We start from the raw sequence: 17807 nt of genomic DNA, 5'->3' as shown, positions 1-17807 counted from the left end.
TCCGGGCGCCGGCGGCGGGCGGTGTCACACGGCGGGCTCGGTCACCACGGCGAGCGTGCCCCGGGAGTACGCGTCCCGGGTGGCGCGGCGCTGGATCTTCCCGCTGGACGTCTTGGGGATGGTGCCCGGCCGGACCAGCACCACGTCGCGCAACGACAGGCCGTGCGCGTCGCCGACGGCGGCCCGGATCACGTCGGTGATCTTCTCCGCCTCGCCGGCGTTCTCCGGGGCGATCTCGGCGACGATCACCGGCCGTTCGCCGTCCGCCCCGGCGTCCACGGAGAACGCGGCGGTGCAGCCGGGGCGCAGCGCCGGGTGGGTGAGTTCGGCGGTCAGCTCCAGGTCCTGGGGGTAGTGGTTGCGGCCGTCGATGACGATGAGGTCCTTCAGCCGGCCGGTGACGAACAGTTCGCCGTCCCGCAGGAGGCCCAGGTCGCCCGTGCGCAGGAACCGGCCTTCGCGGCCGGTGATCTCGGCCCGGAACGTCTGGCGGGTGGCGAGCGTGTTGCGCCAGTAGCCCTTGGCGACACTGGCTCCGCCGACCCAGATCTCGCCGACCTCGCCCTCGGGCAGCTCCTGCCCGCTCTCCGGGTGGACGACGGCCAGGGTGACTCCCGGACCGGGCCGGCCGCAGGCGACGGCGGCGGCGTCGGCCTCCCCCGCGTTCGGGGACCCGTCGTCCGCGGCGAGCAGGGTCGGCGGGGTGCCCACGGTGCCGCCGGTGACCATCAGGGTGGCCTCGGCCAGGCCGTAGCAGGGGTACAGGGCCTCGCGGCGGAAGCCGGCCGCGCCGAAGGTGTCGGCGAACCGGCGCAGGGTGGCCGCGCGCACCGGTTCGGCGCCGTTGAAGGCGACCTTCCACGAGCTGAGGTCCAGGCTGTCGAGGAGCTCGGGGGACGCGTGCTTCAGGGCGAGTTCGTAGGCGAAGTTGGGGCCGCCGCTGGTGTGCGGGCGGTAGCGGCTGACGGCGGTGAGCCAGCGGGCCGGCTGCTGCAGGAAGTGCAGGGGCGAGAAGAGGGTGGCGGTGGCGCCCAGGTAGAGCGTGTTCAGTACCGGTGCGATGAGGCCCATGTCGTGGTAGACCGGCAGCCAGCTGACGTACAGCTCGTGGTCGTGCTCGGCCAGCGCCTCGGGCGTGTGGCTCATGCGCTCGGTGATGACCGCCTCGTTGTCCAGCAGGTTGCCGTGGGTGACGGCGACCCCGCGGGGCGCGGAGGTGGAGCCGGACGTGTACTGGAGGAACGCGACGGTGTCCGGGGTGAGTTCGGGTTCGCGCCAGCCGGCCGCGGCCTCGTCGGGGATGTCCTCGGTGGCGACGCGGTCGATCCGGTCGAGCTCGGGCAGGTGCTCGGCCATGCCGTCGAGCGCGTCGAGCACGCCGCGGTCCGCCAGCACCACCTTGGCGTCCGCGTCCGCCATCAGGCGCTTCATCCGGGTCAGCGCCCGGTGGTTCTGGGCGCGGCCCTGCGGGGGCACGCCCGGTACGGCGATCACCCCGGCCGCGAGGCAGCCCAGGTAGGCGCAGATGAACTCCAGGCCGGTCGGGTACAGCAGCATGGCCCGTGAGCCGGCCAGCCCGCGGTCCTGGAGCCAGGCGGCGACGGCACGGGTGCGCACGGCCAGCCGCTGGTAGGTGAGTTCCTGGATCTGCCCGTCGCAGTCACCCGTGACGAGGTGACGGTACGCGGTGCGCTCGGGGTGGTCAGAGGCGTGCGTGGCCAGTAATCCGACCAGGGATCGTGCCATGGGACGAGTCTCACCTGTCTGAATCGATGGCGAGGAGACGGCAGTTGTGGGCGCGACGGAACGCGCACACCGCAAAGCCCGTACCGGCCCGGCCTCGTTGCCGGGTCGTCAAGCTCGACCCTCCGCTCGAAGCGCCGTGGTCCGTCGGCTCCTCGCGGTCCCCCCGCAGCAGTTGCTACTGACGAGTTGCACCATAGCAAGCCTGTTCGGCCCGAATGCCGACTGCGCGTAAACGCTTCGTATCAAGCACGCCGGCCGGAAGCGCGTCGATGACGACGGCGTGAACGGGCCCGGCCGGACGGCCGTCCCGCCGCGGCGGCGGCCGTGCGAGGCCCCCGCCGCCGCCTCCCGGCCGTACCCAGGGCCCCTCGCGGTACGCGTCCGGAACACCACACAGCGCGACCCGGTGTCGCCCTTTCGGCCCAAGTGCCGGATATGTGAAACCGCCCTATCGTTCTGTCATGGAGCACGCACTGAGTCCCGCGACCCTCGCCGAACTGCGGCGCCCGCGTCCCTACCCGGCGGTGTCCGTCCTGACGCCGACACACCGCCGAGAACCCGAGAACGGGCAGGACCCCGTCCGGCTGCGCAACGTGGTCGCCGAAGCCAAGAAGCGGCTGGAATCCGACCCCTCGGTCACCCGGGAGCGGCGCGCCGAGGTGGTGACCCAGCTCGACCGCGCGCTGGCGGAAGTGGATCTGGCGCACGCCGAGGACGGTCTGGTGATCTTCGCCGCCCCGGGAGAGCACCAGGTCTGGTCCCTGTCCCGCACCGTCCCCGAGCGGGTGGTGCTCTCGGACACCTTCCTCACCCGCAACCTCGTCTCCGCGCAGGTCGCCGAGCGCCCCTTCTGGGTCATGTCGGTCTCCGCCGACCGCGTCACGCTGTGGAGCGGCGGCGAGGAGCGGGTGACCGAGGACCACGCGGGCGGCTTCCCGCTGATCCGCAGACAGGAGAACTTCGACGCAGAGCGCGAGATGCGCCGCGGCGACCTGCCGAGCACCTTCACGGACGAGGGCACGCGGCGGTTCCTGCGCGAGGCGGACACCGCGATGAGCGCGGTCCTGCGCGACCAGCCCCGCCGGCTGTACATCACCGGCGAGGACGCGGCGCTGTCGCTGATGGAGGAGGTCGGCCAGATCGCGGCGGACGCCGTCCACGTCCGGCACGGCGGCCTCGCGCACGCCGGTCCCGAGGCGGTCTGGCAGGCGCTGCAGCCCGTGCTGCGGGAGGAGGACTTCAAGGGCACCGACCTGATCGTCGGGGAACTGGTCTCCGCGCGTGGCCGGCGGAACTTCGCGGCCGGCGTGGACGAGCTGTGGCAGAACGCCCGGGAGGGCCGGGTGCGGCTGCTCGCCGTGGAGGAGAACTACCGCACGACCGTCCGCGACGACGGTGCCCACCTCGTCCCGGCCGAGCCCGGCGACCTGGACGCCCGGGACGACATCGTCGACGAGATCGTCGAGCAGTGCCTGGAGACCGGCGCCGACGTGCGCTTCGTGCCCGACGGCGCGCTGGGCGACGCGGGCGGGATCGCGGGGGTGCTGCGGTACTGAGGTGTCCGGTGGGGTACTGAGGCGCCCGCCGCGGTGCCGAGGCTGAGGCGCCCGCCGCGGTGCCGAGGCGCCCCACGGACAGCGCTTGCCCGGCGGCGTACGCTTCGGCGTGATCGTCGTCGGGAGGGAGCGCGCGCGCATGGGTGACCTGCTGGGTGTGGCCGTACTGGGTGCCGGACACATGGGAGCCGACCACATACGACGCCTGGACCGGATGGTCAGTGGCGCCAGGGTGGCCACCGTCGCCGATCCCGAGCCCGAGCGGGCGAAAGAGGCGGTCGCCGGCATCGACGGCGTCACCGTGCACACGGATCCGGTGGCCGCGCTGGACGCGCCCGGCGTCGCGGCCGTACTGATCGCCTCCCCCGGGCCCGCGCACGAGGAGGCGCTGCTCGCGGCCTTCCGCCGGGGTCTGCCGGTGCTGTGCGAGAAGCCCATGGTGCCGGACCCGGCGGGTGCGCTGCGGGTGGTCGAGGCCGAGGCCCGGCTCGGCCGCCGGCTGGCGCAGATCGGCTTCATGCGCCGCTACGACGCCGAGTACGGCCGGCTGAAGGCGCTCCTCGACGGCGGCGCCCTGGGCCGTCCGCTGATGTTGCACTGCACGCACCGCAACGTGTCCTCGCCCGGTCACTTCACCAGCGACATGCTGATCAACAGCTCCGTGTCGCACGAGATCGACGCGGCCCGCTGGCTGCTCGGGCAGGAGCTGACGGCGGTCACCGTGCTGCGTCCGGCCCCCTCGGCGGGCGCGCCCGCGGGACTGGCCGATCCGCAGTTCGTGGTCTTCGAGACCGAGGGCGGCGCGCTGGTCGACGTGGAGGTCTTCGTCAACTGCGGCTTCGGCTACCAGGTGCGCTGCGAGGCCGTGTGCGAGGCGGGCAGCGCCCGGATCGGCGACGGGCACTCGATGGTCGTCACCACCCGGGGCGGCGCGGGCGAGGAGGTGGCGCAGGACTACCTGGTCCGGTTCGCCGACGCCTACGACCGCGAGGTGCGGGCGTGGGTGGACGCCTGCCGGCGCGGCGAGGTCACCGGCCCGGACGTCTGGGACGGCTACGCGGCCTCCGCCGTCGCCGAGGCCGGGGTCCGGGCGCTGGAGACCGGCGGCCGGACGGCCGTCGAACTCGCCCCGCGCCCGGCCCTGTACGCCGGCGCCGGCCGCTGACCCGGCGCTCAGACCCCGTCGAACAGGCTGCTCAGCCCCCGTTCCACGACCGCCGCCACGTCCTCCTGTCCGGCCGGCACCAGGGCGTGGCTGTTCAGCAGGAAGCGGCGCAGCGCCGAGGTCGGGAACTGCAGCAGGGCCAGGCCGCACGGCGAGTGGAACTCCAGGACCGTCCGGGTGCGGCCGTACGGCCATATCCGCACGTCGCCGTGGCCCGCCGGGGCCCGCAGGCCCTGGTCCAGCAGCGAGCGGGCGAAGGTCCAGGTGACCTCGTCGCCCACCAGGGTGGCCTCGGGCGGGAAGTCCACGAAGACGGCCAGGGGATCGTCCGCCGTGTAGCGCAGGGTCGCCGACACCGGCAGTTCCCGGTCCTCGGCGGTGATGAGACGGGCGGTGGCGGACTGTTCGACAATGAGCTCCATGCAATTAAGGAGTCCGCGAAGGCGTTTCACAGGACGTCAATTCCGGACAGAATTGATGCGCGTCGAACAGCGCGCACGGCGATGGAACACCAGAGCGTCGAACACCCGGACGAGCGCGACCCGACGACCCACCGCCATGGCACAAGTCCCGTAGCCCGCCTACGACTTGACGCCCCGTCCGCGTACGTCGAGCGTATCTTCGGAACACTCCGGGAAGACTCTGGCATATGCCGGAAGCACCACCGTATCGTGTGTTGCCAAATCCCTTACAGGGCGTCGCGGGCTGTGCAACAGTCATAACGGTCCCTCCGTCCTTCTTGGCCGTACCGTCCCCTCCCCATCGGAGTGCGTCATGCCGTCCCCAGTCTCCGCGGACCGCTCAGCCGCCCAGCCGCCAGGGCGCGGCTCGGTCGAGGCGTTGATAACGCAGACGCGGCGGCTCAAAGGCGACATGGCCGCGGTGCGGCGGGACACGCGGAACGACGGATCGGACCCCGAGGAGCGCTGGCAGCGGGCCCTGTACGACCTCGCGCTGCACCAACTGGACGATCTGGACGCCCACTTGGCCCAGCTCCGGGACGGCCCGGTGCCCGCCGAGGCCGAACCGGCCGAGGCCCCGGCCGCCCGGCCGGCGCCCGCCGGCCCCAGCCGCGGCTCCCTGCTCAGCCGGGTCGGCAGCGCGGAGTGGAACTTCCTGACGGACGAGGCGAGCTGGTCCGGGGAGCTGTACGAGATCCTGGGCCGCGACCCGGCCGCCCCCGCGCTCACCCTGGACGAGCTGCCCTCCCTGGTCCTGGACGAGGACCGGCCGAAACTGACCGCGATGGTGACCGACTGCCTGGTGGACGCGCGGCCCATCGACGGCGAGTTCCGCGTCGTACGGCCGGACGGCTCGGCGCGGACGGTGCACATGATGGGCGAGCCCGTGCTCGGCCCCGACGGCGGCACCACCTCGATGTGGGCCGTGCTGCGGGACGTCAGCGAGCTGCGCCGGCACCGGCGGACGGTGCGCGACAGCCACGACTCGCTTCAGCACCACCGCAGGCGGGCGCAGACCGAGCACCGGCTCGTGGCCGAGCTGCAGGAGGCCGTGCTGCCGCCCTGGCGCGGTTCGCTGCGGCTCCCGCACCAGGGGCCGCGCACCCTCGACCTGGCCGCCCACTACCTCCCCGCCACGGCCGGCCCCCGGATCGGCGGCGACTGGTACGACGCGCTGGAGCTGGCCGACGGCGCCACCCTGCTCAGCGTCGGCGACCTCACCGGGCACGGCGTCGCCGTCACCTCCGGCATGGCGATGCTGCTCGGCGCGGTCCGCGGCATGGCCATGGCCGGAACCCGGCCCGGCGAACTGCTGACCATGCTCAACCAGTTACTGGACGCCACCGTGCAACCCGCCCTCGGCAGCGCCGTCTGCTGCCGCTACCGGCCGGAGGACCGCACCCTGGTGTGGGCGCAGGCCGGACACCCCGCCCCGCTCATGTACCGCGACGGGACGGGGCGTGCGCTGAACGCTCCGGCCGGCGTCCTGCTCGGCGCCACCACGGGCGCCGACTACGGGCAGGCCGAAGTCACCCTGGAACCCGGTGATCTCGTACTGCTGCACACCGACGGACTCGTACCGGGCCACGACTCCACGAGCGCCGTGGACCGTCTGCTCGGCCTCGCTCCCCGCTTCGGCGCGGTGCGCACCGCCCAGGACTGTGTACGCACGGTCGTGGAGGAGTTCGGCGGAGCCGAGCGCGAGGACGACGCCTGCGTCCTCGTGGCCAGGGTGACCGGCTGACCGGCCGCCCCGAAGCGGCGGACCCTCGGACCGCACCGACTCGCGCGGGGCGGAGACCCTATGCCGGTGCGCTGCCGTCGCCCCTTCCTCTGGGCTTCGGCAGAGCGAGCTCGATCTCCTCGCGCAGCTCGTGGATCTTCGGGTAGCCGGCGTACTCGGCGGTGAGCCGGTACATCTCCCGCAGCCTGTCCCACGTGCGCCGGGAGGAGTTCGAGCCCATGGACATCAGGGCCAACCGCGCGTAGCGGTCGGCCTGTTCGGGGTCGTCGGCGATGAAGCAGGCAGAGGCCATGGAGAGATGGTCGAAGATCTTCGACCGCTCCCTGCCGTCCACCCGCAGCGCCAGGGCCTTCTGCGCGTAGTGCTGGGCGTGCACGGCCGCGTCCGGGTCGAACTCGGCGAGCGTGCGGTAGGCGAGGGCCTGCATGCCGTACAGATCCTCGTCCTTGAAGGTCTGCATCCAGCCCGGCTGCTGCGCGTCCTGCCGGTCGGAGACGAACAGGTCCTCCGCCTGGCCGAGCGTGCGGCGCATCGCCTGTCCCTTGCCCATCGACGCCTGCGCCCAGGCCTCGATGGTGTGGAACATCGCCTTCGTACGGGGCTGCAGCCGCTCCCCCGCCCCCGACTGGGCGAGCTTCATCAGGTCCAGCGCGTCGTCGGGCCGGCCCAGGTGCACCATCTGGCGGGCCGCCCGGGACAGCGCCTCCCCGGCACGGGGCCGGTCGCCGCCCTCGCGGGCGGCGTGCGCGGCGATGACGAAGTACTTCTGAGCCGTGGGTTCGAGGCCGACGTCGTGCGACATCCAGCCCGCCAGCACGGCGAGGTTGGCGGCGACGCCCCACAGGCGCCGCTGGAGATGGGGTGGGTGGTGGTAGGCGAGCATGCCGCCCACCTCGTTGAGCTGGCCCACGACCGCCTTGCGCTGCAGCCCGCCGCCGCGGGCCGCGTCCCAGGCCCGGAACACCTCTACGGAGCGCTCCAGTTCCTCGATCTCCTGCGACCCGATGGGGGCGGCCTCGTAGCGGTCGTACCCAGCGGGGTCGGCGTGCAGGGGGTCGTGGACGACAGGGGCGTCGGCCTTGAGGGCAGGGTCGGTGTGCAGCCAGTCGTGCATGGCGCTGCTGAGTGTGGATCCCGCGGCGAGCGCGGCACCCGCGCCCACCAAGCCGCGTCGGTTGAGCATGAGGTCCATTCCCGTGAATTCGGTGAGGACCGCGGCGGTACGTTCGGGCGCCCACGGCACACCGTCGGGATGTTCCTCGATCCCGTCGCCCTGCCGTCTTCCCGCACGCCCGTGCCGTACCAGACCGAGGTCCTCGATGGTCACGACACGGCCGAGACGCTCGGTGAACAGGGCTGCCAGCACCCGCGGCACGGGATCGCGCGGGATCTCTCCCGTGTCGATCCAACGCCGCACCCGGGAGGTGTCGGTCGACAGCTGGGGGTGGCCCATGGCCGCCGCCTGCTTGTTGACCAGCCTCGCGAGTTCGCCCTTCGACCAGCCGGCCAGGCCGAACAGGTCCGCCAGGCGGGTGTTGGGATGTCCGCTCACGTCAAGCCCCCAGGTTCTCGGCTGACTTGACAGTAGCCCCGTGAAGGTTGCCGGGCGACTATTCGCCAGGGTTCGCCAGGGTGCGCCAGATGGTGTGCCACTGGGCAACGGGTGTCGAGTAGGAACGCGCCACCCCGCCCCGGCCGTCACCATCCGATGCGGGCCCACTCCCCAGGGTGTGCCCGGGCGGCCGGGACGGGTCGGCGCACGCACAGCGTGGATGTACAGGCAGGCACCGCAGGCACACGAAGGGATCTGTATCTCCCATGTACGCAGCATCATCCTCCGTGTCCGCTCCGCCCCGGCCGCTGCGTCCCCGCCCGGCGGGCGGCGGACCCTACCTCGACCCGGCGGCCCGGCCGACGGCCCCCGTGCTGGGCGCGGGCCGGCCGCGGCGCGTTCCCGGGCAGCCCGGCGCACAGCCGCTCAGCGGCAGACTCGACCTCTCCGGTCCGCAGGGCGCGCAGCTGCGCACCGCGCTCGCCTCGGTGCACCGGATCTGCCCGGAGTTCGCCCCGGTGCAGGTGCTGCGCCGCAGCGGACGCTCGGTCCTCCTGGTCGGGACGACGGGACGCAGCACGGCCGTGGCCAAGTGTCTGCTGGACCAGTCGCCGGCCTGGGCGGAGCGGTTCCGCCACGAAATAGCCGCATACCGCTCGTTCGTCCGGCACCGCCCGCCGGTGCGGGTGCCGAGGCTGATCGCGGCGGACCCGGACAACTGCACCCTGGTGATCGAGCGCATGCCGGGCCGGGTGGCCGCGCTCCAGCGGCACCCGGTCGAGGCCCCGCCCCGGCCGGACATCCGGGCCGCGCTCGGCGCGATCTGCCGGCTGAACGCCTGGCGGCCCCCGGCGGGCACCTTCGACGCCCCGCTGGACTACGCGGCGCGCATCGCCCGGTACCACGAGCTGGGTCTGCTGACCGACCGTGACCTGGGCGACCTGCAGAAGCTGCTGCACGGCATCGCGCACGCGGCGGGCCGTCAGGGGATGGGCCAGTTCTGCCACGGTGACGCCTTACTCTCGAACGTCCTTCTCTCACCGACGGGTCCGGTGCTGGTGGACTGGGAGCACGCGGGCTGGTACCTGCCGGGGTACGACCTGGCGACGCTCTGGCTGGTGCTCGGGGACGCGCCGGTGGCGCGGCGTCAGATCAGCCAGATCGCCCAGTCCGCGGGACCGGCCTCCCGGGACGCGTTCCTGGTGAACCTGATGCTCGTGCTGACCCGTGAGATCCGCACCTATGAGACGGCCGTGCAGCGCTCGATGCACGAGGCGGCTCCGGCGGCCCCGGGCGCGGCCCTCCCCGGCTCCGCCCCGACCGGCGAGGAACAGCGGCTGCTGCTCAGGCGGCTGCACGACGACTGCCAGCTGGCCCGCCGGGCCGTGCGCGCGGCGGTCGGCACCCGCTGACGCGGGACGAAGGTCCGCGGTGCGCCCGAAGCGGCGGCGCACCGCGGACCTTCGTGCGTACGGGCTCCGCGCGGAGCCTCTCTCCCGAGCGCGGCTCCGCCCCGCCGGGCACTCCCACTGGTGTACGCCACTGACGCTCCGCAGGCCCGTGCACCACCGCTGCGAAACTCGCCGAACCCCTCCGTGACATGGGAAATCATCCCGGCGAAGGCATCATTGACGGATCGTCGGCAAGCAGGTACCACTGACCAAGCTCGGCCCCGCACGCCCCGCCACGACCCGCCTGTCACAGGAGTCCGCATTGCGAGGATCCGCCACCGACCCCACGTCCACCCCCGGCCGGAGACATCTGCGGCGCACCGCCGTCACCCTGGCCTCCGCGGGCCTGCTGCTGCCGCTGCTCGGCGCGGGCCCGGCCCAGAGCGTCCCCGAGTCCTCCGCCGGTGAGCTGCGGAGCGCGTTCGCCACCGCGTCCGCCGAGTACCACGTGCCGCAGAGCGTCCTGCTGGCCGTCTCCTACCTCCAGTCCCGCTGGGACACCCACGCCGGGGCGCCCAGCGTGACCGGCGGCTACGGCCCCATGCACCTCACCGACGCGCGCACCGCGCTCGCGACGGCCGAGCACTTCGCCGAGGGGACCGAGGACGCCCGCGGCGACAGCGCCCGCCCGGCGCTGCGCCCCGACGTCAAGGCACCCGCGGGCTCCGCGCTGCCGGCCCGTCTCCGGACGCTGCCCCGGGCGGCCGAGCTGACCGGCCTGCCGGCGGCCGAGCTGCGCACCGACCCGGCGGCGAACATCGCCGGCGGCGCCGCGCTGCTCGCCGCCGCGCAGAAGGAGCTGGGCGAGCCGCTCGACGCCGGTCCGGCCGGCTGGTACGGCGCGGTGGCCCGCTTCTCCGGCGCCGACGACACGGCGACCGCGGCGGCGTACGCCGACGACGTCTACGACGTGCTGCGCACCGGCGAGGAACGTGTCACGGACCAGGGCCTGCGGATGGCGCTCGCCGCTCAGCCCGGACTGAAGCCGGACACCGGGCAGTTGAAGCGAACCGGGCTGCGGACCGCCCCGGCGGACGACGTCGAGTGCCCGAAGTCGGTGTCCTGCGAGTCGGTCCCGGCGCCGTACGAGGAGTTCGGCGACAACGACTACGGCAACCACGACCTGGGCGACCGCCCGGAGTCGCAGCGCATCAAGTACATCGTCATCCATGACACCGAGGGCTCCTGGGACGGCGTCATGAACCTGATCCAGGACCCCACGTACGTGTCCTGGAACTACACGATCCGCTCCACCGACGGTCTGATCGCCCAGCACGTGAAGGCGAAGGACGTCGCCTGGCACGCGGGCAACTGGGACGTCAACGCCCGGTCCGTCGGCATCGAGCACGAGGGCTTCCTGACCTCGCCGGACGCCTGGTACACGGAGGCGATGTACCGGTCGTCGGCACGCCTGGTGAAGTACCTGTCCCGCAGCTACGGCATCCCGCTGAACCGCCAGCACATCCTGGGCCACGACAACGTGCCCGGTCCGACGGCCTCCACCGTCCCCGGCATGCACACCGACCCGGGCCCGTACTGGGACTGGCGGCACTACTTCCAGCTCCTCGGCCACCCGTTCAAGCGCGCCGGCGGCAAGAACTCCGCGCTGGTGACGATCCTGCCGGACTACGCCGCCAACCAGCCCGTGTACACGGGATGCGCCACCAAGGGCGAGCCCTGCGCGGCGCACGGCTCCGGCGAGGTGCGGCTGTACTCCGACCACGACGAGAGCGCCCCGCTGATCCAGGACGTCGGTCTGGGCACGGCGCCGACCGACGGGGTCAACGACCTGTCGTCCCGGGTCTCGACCGGTCAGCGGTTCGCGGTCGCCGACCGCTGGGGCGACTGGACGGCGATCTGGTACCTCGGGCAGAAGGCCTGGTTCCACAACCCGCGCAAGCAGCCGACCGCGGTGCGCGCCGCGGGTCTCGTCGTCACCCCGAAGGACGGCGCGGCGAGCATCCCGGTGTACGGCAGGGCGTACCCGGAGAAGGAGGCCTACCCGGCGGGAGTGCCGGCGCAGTCCGTGGTGCCGCTGAAGTACACGATCCCGGCCGGGCAGAAGTACGCGGTCGGCGACCTCATGCCCGGCGAGTACTACTACGCGGTCACCTTCACCCCTGACTCGCACCGGGTGGTGGTCGGCAAGGACCTGTACTACGAGATCCAGTACGGGCACCGGGTGGCGTTCGTGCGCGCCGCGGACGTCACCGTGGCGGGGGCGGCCCGCTAGGACCGGTCCCGGGCCTGTCGTCAGCCCTGCTGGAACAGCTCCGCCGGGAGCGGCTTCAGCAGGGCGTACAGGTCGTCGGTGATGGGGCGGTCCCAGGCGGCGATGGTCACCAGGACGCCGTCGCTGCGGTCGAACTGCACGCAGGAGATCCGGCTCTCGGAGAGCTTCAGGCGCCGCACGATCAGCAGGTTGTCGCCCTGGAGGACGGGGGTGTCCTCGGTGCCGACGACCGTGACCTCCTCGTCGTTCTCCAGCGCCAGCAGGAGCTGGCCCACCTCGAAGGGGATCTCGCCCTCGGCCACCTCGCGGGCCGGGGAGCCGTCGGGGAGATTGCCGATGATCATGGCGGGACCGCGGCCGCCGAAGAGGTCGTAGCGCAGGAAGACGCCCTGGCAGGATCCGTCGGGGGCGGGCAGCAGGCCCGCGCCGAGGTTGCCCGGCCAGTCGCCCGGGTCCATGGCCAGCACGTCGAATTCGGGTCCGGCGGGGGTGGCGCTGCGGCGGCGGAGGAACGACATGCCGCAATGGTACGTGCACGCGGGCGTCCGCCGCCGTACGGGCGTCCGCACGACCGCGCCCCGATCCCCCGGCCGGCCTGGATCTTCCGGCCCGTCCGGGCGGCTCCCGGGGGCGGGTGGTGTCACTCCTTCGGCGGGGCCGGCGGGACGACCGCGATCGGGCAGACCGCGTGCAGCAGGACGGCCTGGGTGACGGAGCCCATCATGCGGGCGGGCGCGAGCAGGCGCCGCCGGTGGCGGCCGACGACGACCAGGTCGGCGTTCCCGGACGCGGTGACGAGATGGCCGGCGGCGTCGCCGGGCAGGACCCGCACCTCGGTGTCGACGCCGGGGTGCCGCACGCGGTGCGGGGCGAGGAAGCCCTCGACGAGGGAGTGGGTCTCGTGCTCGACGGCGTCCCTGTCGACGGGGGGCGGCACCGTCTGGCCGGGCGCCGACCAGGTCTGCGTCGGCCACGGGTAGGCGGCGATCACCTGGACGCGGGCCCGGCGCAGGGCGGCCTCGGTGTAGGCGAACGCCAGGCCGGCGGGGTCGGGGCTGTCGGCGTGCAGGCCGACGACCACCCGGGGGCCGGGTCCGGCGGGGGCGCCCTCGGGGATCTCCCGGCCGGGCCGGGGCACGACGACCACGGGGCAGTCGGCGTCGCGTGCCGCGGCCAGTGAGTTGGAGCCCAGCAGCAGGCTGGCGAAGCCGCCCCGGCCCCGCGAGCCGAGCACCAACAACTGGGCCTCGGCGCCCAGTTCGGGCAGTACGGCGCCGGGCACGCCCTCGACGGCGACGTACTCGGCGCCCGGGGCGTCCGCGCCGTCCCGCAGGCGGGCGCGGACCTCGTCGAGGACCGGGTCACCCTCCTCGGGCGCGGCCGGCCCGGCGACCAGGACGTCGGCCTGGCCCCAGGCGGCGTACTGCCGGACGTGCACCACCCGCAGCGGTGCGGCGCGGCGCCGGGCGGCGTCCACGGCCCACTCCAGGGCCCTTCTGCTGTCCTCGGAGCCGTCGACCGCGGCGATGACCGGCGCTGTGCTCATTCCCTGCCCACCTCCGGAACACGACCTTCCCCTTGCTGGGGTCCAGCCTCGCGCAGGCGGCGGCCCCGGCAGGGCGCTGTGGGTCGCGTGTCCGGAATCGGGCGGGCGACACCCCCGGATCGGCGTGCGACGGGCTCAGGTGAGGTCGAACTCTCCTTCGCGCGCGCCGGAGACGAAGGCGCCCCATTCCGCCGGGGTGAAGATCAGGGACGGGCTCTCCGGGCGGCCGCTGTTGCGCATGGCGATGAAGCCCTCGACGAAGGCGATCTGCACATCGCCCAGTCCTCGGCTGCTGGACTGCCACTCGGCCCCGCTGAGGTCCAGCTCCGGCTTGTCCCAGCCCACGAGCGGCTGCTGGGTGATGGTCTCGGCCACGTCCGTGCTCCTCCCGGTTCGTCGTCCGCGAGCCAGCCTAGCGACCGGTCCGCACGGCGGACAGGCCACGTGAGAAGGACTTTCGGGTCGCCTCACCGGGGCGCGGCGCCGTCCTCGCCGAGGAAGGCGAGGACCCGGCGGACGAAGTGCCCGGGGTCGTCCAGCCAGGGGTAGTGACCGGCGCCGGGCTGGACGCTCACCTCGGCGCCGGGAAGGTGCTCGGCGGCCCGGCGGGCCAGGGCGGGGGTGGGCCCGCCGTCGTACTCGCCGGCGTGGATCAGGACCGGGGCGGTGAGGGCGGCGAGCGCGGCCCTGGTGGCGTCCGGAGTGAAGGCGCCCTCGGCGGAGTAGCGCTCGGCCGCCTCGTCGTTGGTCTGCGCCTCCTCGTGCTCGGTGTGGGCCCGGGCCGTGTCGTCCCAGCGGCCGTAGAAGAACGGCAGGAACACCTCGTCGAAGTCGGCGTCGCCGGCGAGCCACGCCTGGTAGGCGGGGAGGGCCCGGCCGAACCACGGTTCGTCCGCCCGCAGCCGGGCGGCGGCGAGCCGGTCGGCGGGCGTGGCCCGCAGGCCGAGGGCCGAGGGGTTGGGGGTGATCAGGGCCAGCCGCCGGATCCGGTGGGGGTGGCGGGCCGCGTACAGCAGCGCGAGGCTTCCGGCCGCCGAGTGGGCGAGGAGGTCCATCCGCTCCAGGCCCAGGTGGACCCGCCACCGCTCCACGTCGTCGACCATGCGGTCGCAGCGGTAGGTGGCCGGGTCGTCCGGTGTCCCGGAGTCGCCGGTGCCGCGCAGGTCGAGCAGGGCGAGCCGGCGGTGGGCGGTGAGGCCGCCGAGGTCGCCGAGGTAGGCGGAGGCGCGCATGGGCCCGCCGGGCAGGACGGCGAGGGGTGCGCCCCGGCCCCTGAGGTGGTAGGCGAGCGCGGTCCCGTCGGCGGCGGCGAAGGTCGGCATGCGGTGATCATTCAGGGCCGGGCGGCCCGGCCGCAACGCCTTTGCCCGGGTCGGAGCCTTCTGCCCCGCGCGTCCCGTCCGGAAAATTCCGGGCTCACCTCTTGCCTGCCGGCCGGGTGGCCTGAATTACTGGCCTCGAACGAAACGACCGAATGATCGGTCGCCCGGAATGTGCGGCTGGTGAGGGAGAAGTCCCGATGGCGGATGCGACGGACCTGCTCGACGCTGGCGAGAAGCTCGGTCCCGAGGAGCTGCGCGCGCTCCAGCTCGAGCGACTGCGCGCCTCGCTGCGGCACGCGTACGAGAACGTGCCGTTCTACCGCGAGTCCTTCGACAAGGCCGGCGTCCGCCCGGAGGACTGCCGTTCGCTCACCGACCTGACGCACTTCCCCTTCACGGCCAAGGCCGACCTGCGCGAGCAGTACCCGTTCGGGATGTTCGCCGTGCCCCGCGAGCGGGTGCGCCGGCTGCACGCCTCCAGCGGCACCACGGGGCTGCCCACGGTGGTCGGCTACACGGACAACGACCTCTCGGTGTGGTCCGACACGGTCGCGCGTTCGCTCCGGGCGGCGGGCGCGCGACCTGGCGACACGGTGCACGTCGCCTACGGGTACGGGCTGTTCACCGGCGGGCTGGGCGCCCACTACGGCGCCGAGCGCCTCGGCTGCACGGTGATCCCCGCGTCGGGCGGCATGACGGCCCGCCAGGTCCAGCTCATCCGGGACCTGGAACCCGGCGTCATCATGGTCACCCCGTCCTACATGCTGACGCTGCTGGACGAGTTCGAGCGGCAGGGCGTGGACCCGCGCGGCACCTCGCTGCGGGTGGGCGTCTTCGGCGCCGAGCCCTGGACCGAGCGGATGCGGCGCGAGATCGAGGAGCGGTTCGCGATCGACGCCGTCGACATCTACGGGCTGTCCGAGGTGATGGGCCCGGGGGTGGCGCAGGAGTGCGTCGAGACCAAGGACGGCCTGCACGTGTGGGAGGACCACTTCTACCCGGAGGTCGTCGACCCGATCACGGGCGAGGTGCTGCCGGAGGGCGAGCGGGGCGAGCTGGTGTTCACCTCGCTCACCAAGGAGGCCATGCCGGTTATCCGGTACCGGACCCGGGACCTGACCCGGCTGCTGCCCGGCACGGCCCGGGTGTTCCGGCGGATGGAGAAGGTCACCGGGCGCAGCGACGACATGGTGATCCTGCGCGGGGTGAACCTGTTCCCCACCCAGATAGAGGAGATCGTGCTGCGCACCCCCGGCGTGGCGCCCCACTTCCAGTTGCGCCTCACCCGCGAGGGCCGGCTCGACGCGCTCACGGTGCGCGCCGAGGCCCGGCCCGGCGCGACACCCGAGGCGCGGGACGCGGCGGCCCGGTCCATCGTCGCGGCCGTGAAGGACGGGGTCGGGGTGTCCGTGGGCGTGGAGATCGTGGAGCCGGAGTCGCTGGAGCGCTCGGTGGGCAAGATCCGCCGGATCGTGGATCTGCGCCCCCGCTAGGGCCGGCCGGGGCCGGGAGCGGCGTCGAACCGGTCGCGCAGTTCGCGCTTGAGGATCTTGCCGCTGGCGTTGCGGGGCAGCTCGTCCACGAACACCACCCGCTTGGGGGCCTTGAACGGGGCGAGCTTCTCCCGTACGTGCGCGACCAGTTGCTCCTCCGTCACGTCACCGCGCCGGACCACGACCGCGGTGACGGCCTCGATCCACCGTTCGTCGGGCAGGCCGACGACGGCGGCCTCGGCGACGGCCTCGTGGGTGTACAGGGCGTCCTCCACCTGGCGGGAGGCGACCAGCACGCCACCGGAGTTGATGACGTCCTTCACCCGGTCGACGATCGTGTAGTAGCCCTCCGCGTCGCGCACCGCGAGGTCGCCGGAGTGGAACCAGCCGTCCCGGAAGGCCTCGGCGGTCTCCTCCGGCAGGTTCCAGTAGCCCTCGCACAGCTGCGGTGAGCGGTAGACGATCTCACCGGGTGTGCCGGTGGGCACGTCCTCGCCGCGTTCGTCCACCACGCGGGCGTCCACGAACAGCACCGGCCGGCCGCAGGAGTCCGGCCGGCCGTCGTGCTCGTCGGGGGCCAGCACGGTGGCGAGGGGACCGATCTCGCTCTGTCCGAAGCAGTTGTAGACGGCGAGCCCCGGCAGGCGTTCGCGCAGCCGCTGGAGCACCGGAACGGGCATGATCGAGGCGCCGTAGTAGGCCTTGCGCAGTCCGTCGAGGTCGCGGGTGGCGAAGTCGGGCCGGTTGGCCAGGCCGATCCACACGGTGGGCGGCGCGAACAGGCTGTCCACGCGGCCCTGTTCGATGAGGTCGTAGAGCCGGTCCCCGTCCGGGGCGTCGAGCAGCACGCTGGTCGCGCCGACCGCGAGGTAGGGCAGCAGGAAGACGTGCATCTGCGCCGAGTGGTACAGCGGCAGCGCGTGGGCGGGCCGGTCGCCGGCGCTGAGGTCGAGGGCGGTGATCGCGCTCAGGTACTCGTGCACCAGCGCACGGTGCGTCATCATCGCGCCCTTGGGCGAGGCGGTGGTGCCGGAGGTGTACAGCAGTTGCACCAGGTCCTCGGTGCGCGGCTCGGGTCCGTCGTAGGGCGGCGCGTCCGCCAGCCGGGCGAGCAGCGAGCCGTCGGCGTCGCGCAGGGGCAGCACCGGTACGCCGTCCGGGAGCCGGCCGGCGAGGTCCGGGTCGGCGAGGACCAGGGAGCTGCCCGACTGGCCGACGATGTACGCCAGGTCCTCGCCGGTGAGGTTCTGGTTGACCGGCACGTGGACCAGGCCGGCCCGGGCGCAGGCCAGAAAGGCGATCAGATAGGCGTCGGAGTTGTGCCCGTAGGCGGCGACCCGGTCCCCCGGGGCGAGTCCCTCCGCGCGCAGCAGCCCGGCCGCGCGCGTGACGGCGTCGTCCAGCGCCTCGTAGGTCCAGTCGCGTCCGCCGTACTCCAGTGCGGTGCGTGCCGGGGTGCGCCGGGCGCTGCGGCGCAGCACCCCGTCGACCGTGCTGCCGTGTCCCTGCGTCATGACAGCAGATCCTTGACCCGCCGG

14 protein-coding genes are annotated in these 17807 nt (G+C 73.4%); 6 read left to right on the top strand and 8 right to left on the bottom strand.

The window, feature by feature from the left end:
* Window positions 1–24: 24 nt before the first annotated feature.
* Window positions 25–1746, bottom strand: a complete 1722-nt coding sequence (locus ACFYU0_RS02800; protein WP_389297333.1) for a fatty acyl-AMP ligase — start codon at window positions 1744–1746, stop codon at window positions 25–27.
* A 461-nt stretch (window positions 1747–2207) separates the two neighbouring features.
* On the opposite strand from ACFYU0_RS02800, the gene ACFYU0_RS02795 reads away from it, so the two are divergent.
* Entirely contained in the window at window positions 2208–3302 is a 1095-nt protein-coding gene (locus ACFYU0_RS02795) for a chemotaxis protein (protein WP_389297332.1), read from the top strand.
* Between the two features lie 139 nt (window positions 3303–3441).
* Window positions 3442–4467 carry a Gfo/Idh/MocA family protein gene (locus ACFYU0_RS02790; RefSeq protein ID WP_389297331.1) on the top strand — a complete coding sequence of 342 codons (1026 nt, stop codon included), beginning with the start codon at window positions 3442–3444 and terminating at the stop codon, window positions 4465–4467.
* A gap of 8 nt (window positions 4468–4475) precedes the next feature.
* Here the strand turns inward: ACFYU0_RS02790 and ACFYU0_RS02785 are convergent, their stop codons facing one another.
* On the bottom strand, window positions 4476–4889 hold the full coding sequence (locus ACFYU0_RS02785; RefSeq protein WP_351661001.1) for an SsgA family sporulation/cell division regulator: 414 nt from the start codon (window positions 4887–4889) through the stop codon (window positions 4476–4478).
* A 352-nt stretch (window positions 4890–5241) separates the two neighbouring features.
* Here ACFYU0_RS02785 and ACFYU0_RS02780 point away from each other — a divergent pair, with 352 nt between their 5' ends.
* Window positions 5242–6672 (top strand): PP2C family protein-serine/threonine phosphatase, encoded by a 1431-nt coding sequence (locus tag ACFYU0_RS02780; protein ID WP_389297330.1) that lies wholly within the window; start codon window positions 5242–5244, stop codon window positions 6670–6672.
* A 58-nt stretch (window positions 6673–6730) separates the two neighbouring features.
* On the opposite strand, the gene ACFYU0_RS02775 is transcribed toward ACFYU0_RS02780, so the two are convergent.
* Window positions 6731–8224 (bottom strand): hypothetical protein, encoded by a 1494-nt coding sequence (locus ACFYU0_RS02775; RefSeq protein WP_351660996.1) that lies wholly within the window; start codon window positions 8222–8224, stop codon window positions 6731–6733.
* A 266-nt stretch (window positions 8225–8490) separates the two neighbouring features.
* Between ACFYU0_RS02775 and ACFYU0_RS02770 the strand changes: the two genes are divergently transcribed.
* Both ACFYU0_RS02770 and ACFYU0_RS02765 read left to right on the top strand, forming a co-directional pair.
* Window positions 8491–9636: an aminoglycoside phosphotransferase family protein gene (locus ACFYU0_RS02770; protein ID WP_389297328.1), complete on the top strand. Its 1146-nt coding sequence runs from the start codon at window positions 8491–8493 to the stop codon at window positions 9634–9636.
* Window positions 9637–9937: 301 nt separating this feature from the next.
* Window positions 9938–11908: an N-acetylmuramoyl-L-alanine amidase gene (locus ACFYU0_RS02765; RefSeq protein ID WP_389297326.1), complete on the top strand. Its 1971-nt coding sequence runs from the start codon at window positions 9938–9940 to the stop codon at window positions 11906–11908.
* A 20-nt stretch (window positions 11909–11928) separates the two neighbouring features.
* On the opposite strand, the gene ACFYU0_RS02760 is transcribed toward ACFYU0_RS02765, so the two are convergent.
* The 4 genes from ACFYU0_RS02760 to ACFYU0_RS02745 all read right to left on the bottom strand — a co-directional run bounded on the left by ACFYU0_RS02760 (window position 11929) and on the right by ACFYU0_RS02745 (window position 14776).
* The gene (locus ACFYU0_RS02760; protein WP_351660989.1) at window positions 11929–12426 is read right to left on the bottom strand and encodes a hypothetical protein; all 498 of its coding nucleotides are present in this window, start codon (window positions 12424–12426) and stop codon (window positions 11929–11931) included.
* Window positions 12427–12548: 122 nt separating this feature from the next.
* Entirely contained in the window at window positions 12549–13454 is a 906-nt protein-coding gene (locus ACFYU0_RS02755) for a universal stress protein (protein ID WP_389297324.1), read from the bottom strand.
* Window positions 13455–13589: 135 nt separating this feature from the next.
* Entirely contained in the window at window positions 13590–13829 is a 240-nt protein-coding gene (locus tag ACFYU0_RS02750) for a DUF397 domain-containing protein (protein WP_351660984.1), read from the bottom strand.
* A 92-nt stretch (window positions 13830–13921) separates the two neighbouring features.
* Window positions 13922–14776, bottom strand: a complete 855-nt coding sequence (locus tag ACFYU0_RS02745; protein ID WP_389297322.1) for an alpha/beta fold hydrolase — start codon at window positions 14774–14776, stop codon at window positions 13922–13924.
* A gap of 197 nt (window positions 14777–14973) precedes the next feature.
* Here ACFYU0_RS02745 and paaK point away from each other — a divergent pair, with 197 nt between their 5' ends.
* A complete protein-coding gene (gene paaK, locus ACFYU0_RS02740) occupies window positions 14974–16269 on the top strand; it encodes a phenylacetate--CoA ligase PaaK (RefSeq protein WP_389297320.1) in 1296 nt (431 codons plus the stop codon).
* Here the strand turns inward: paaK and ACFYU0_RS02735 are convergent.
* A complete protein-coding gene (locus ACFYU0_RS02735) occupies window positions 16266–17783 on the bottom strand; it encodes an acyl-CoA synthetase (protein WP_389297318.1) in 1518 nt (505 codons plus the stop codon). The genes paaK and ACFYU0_RS02735 overlap by 4 nt on opposite strands.
* Window positions 17784–17807 lie beyond the last annotated feature (24 nt).

The sequence above is a fragment of the Streptomyces sp. NPDC003720 genome, from assembly GCF_042875075.1.
GTDB lineage: Bacteria > Actinomycetota > Actinomycetes > Streptomycetales > Streptomycetaceae > Streptomyces.
Note: the sequence above shows the minus strand (reverse complement) of the source record. Positions and strands in the feature narration are given on the sequence as shown.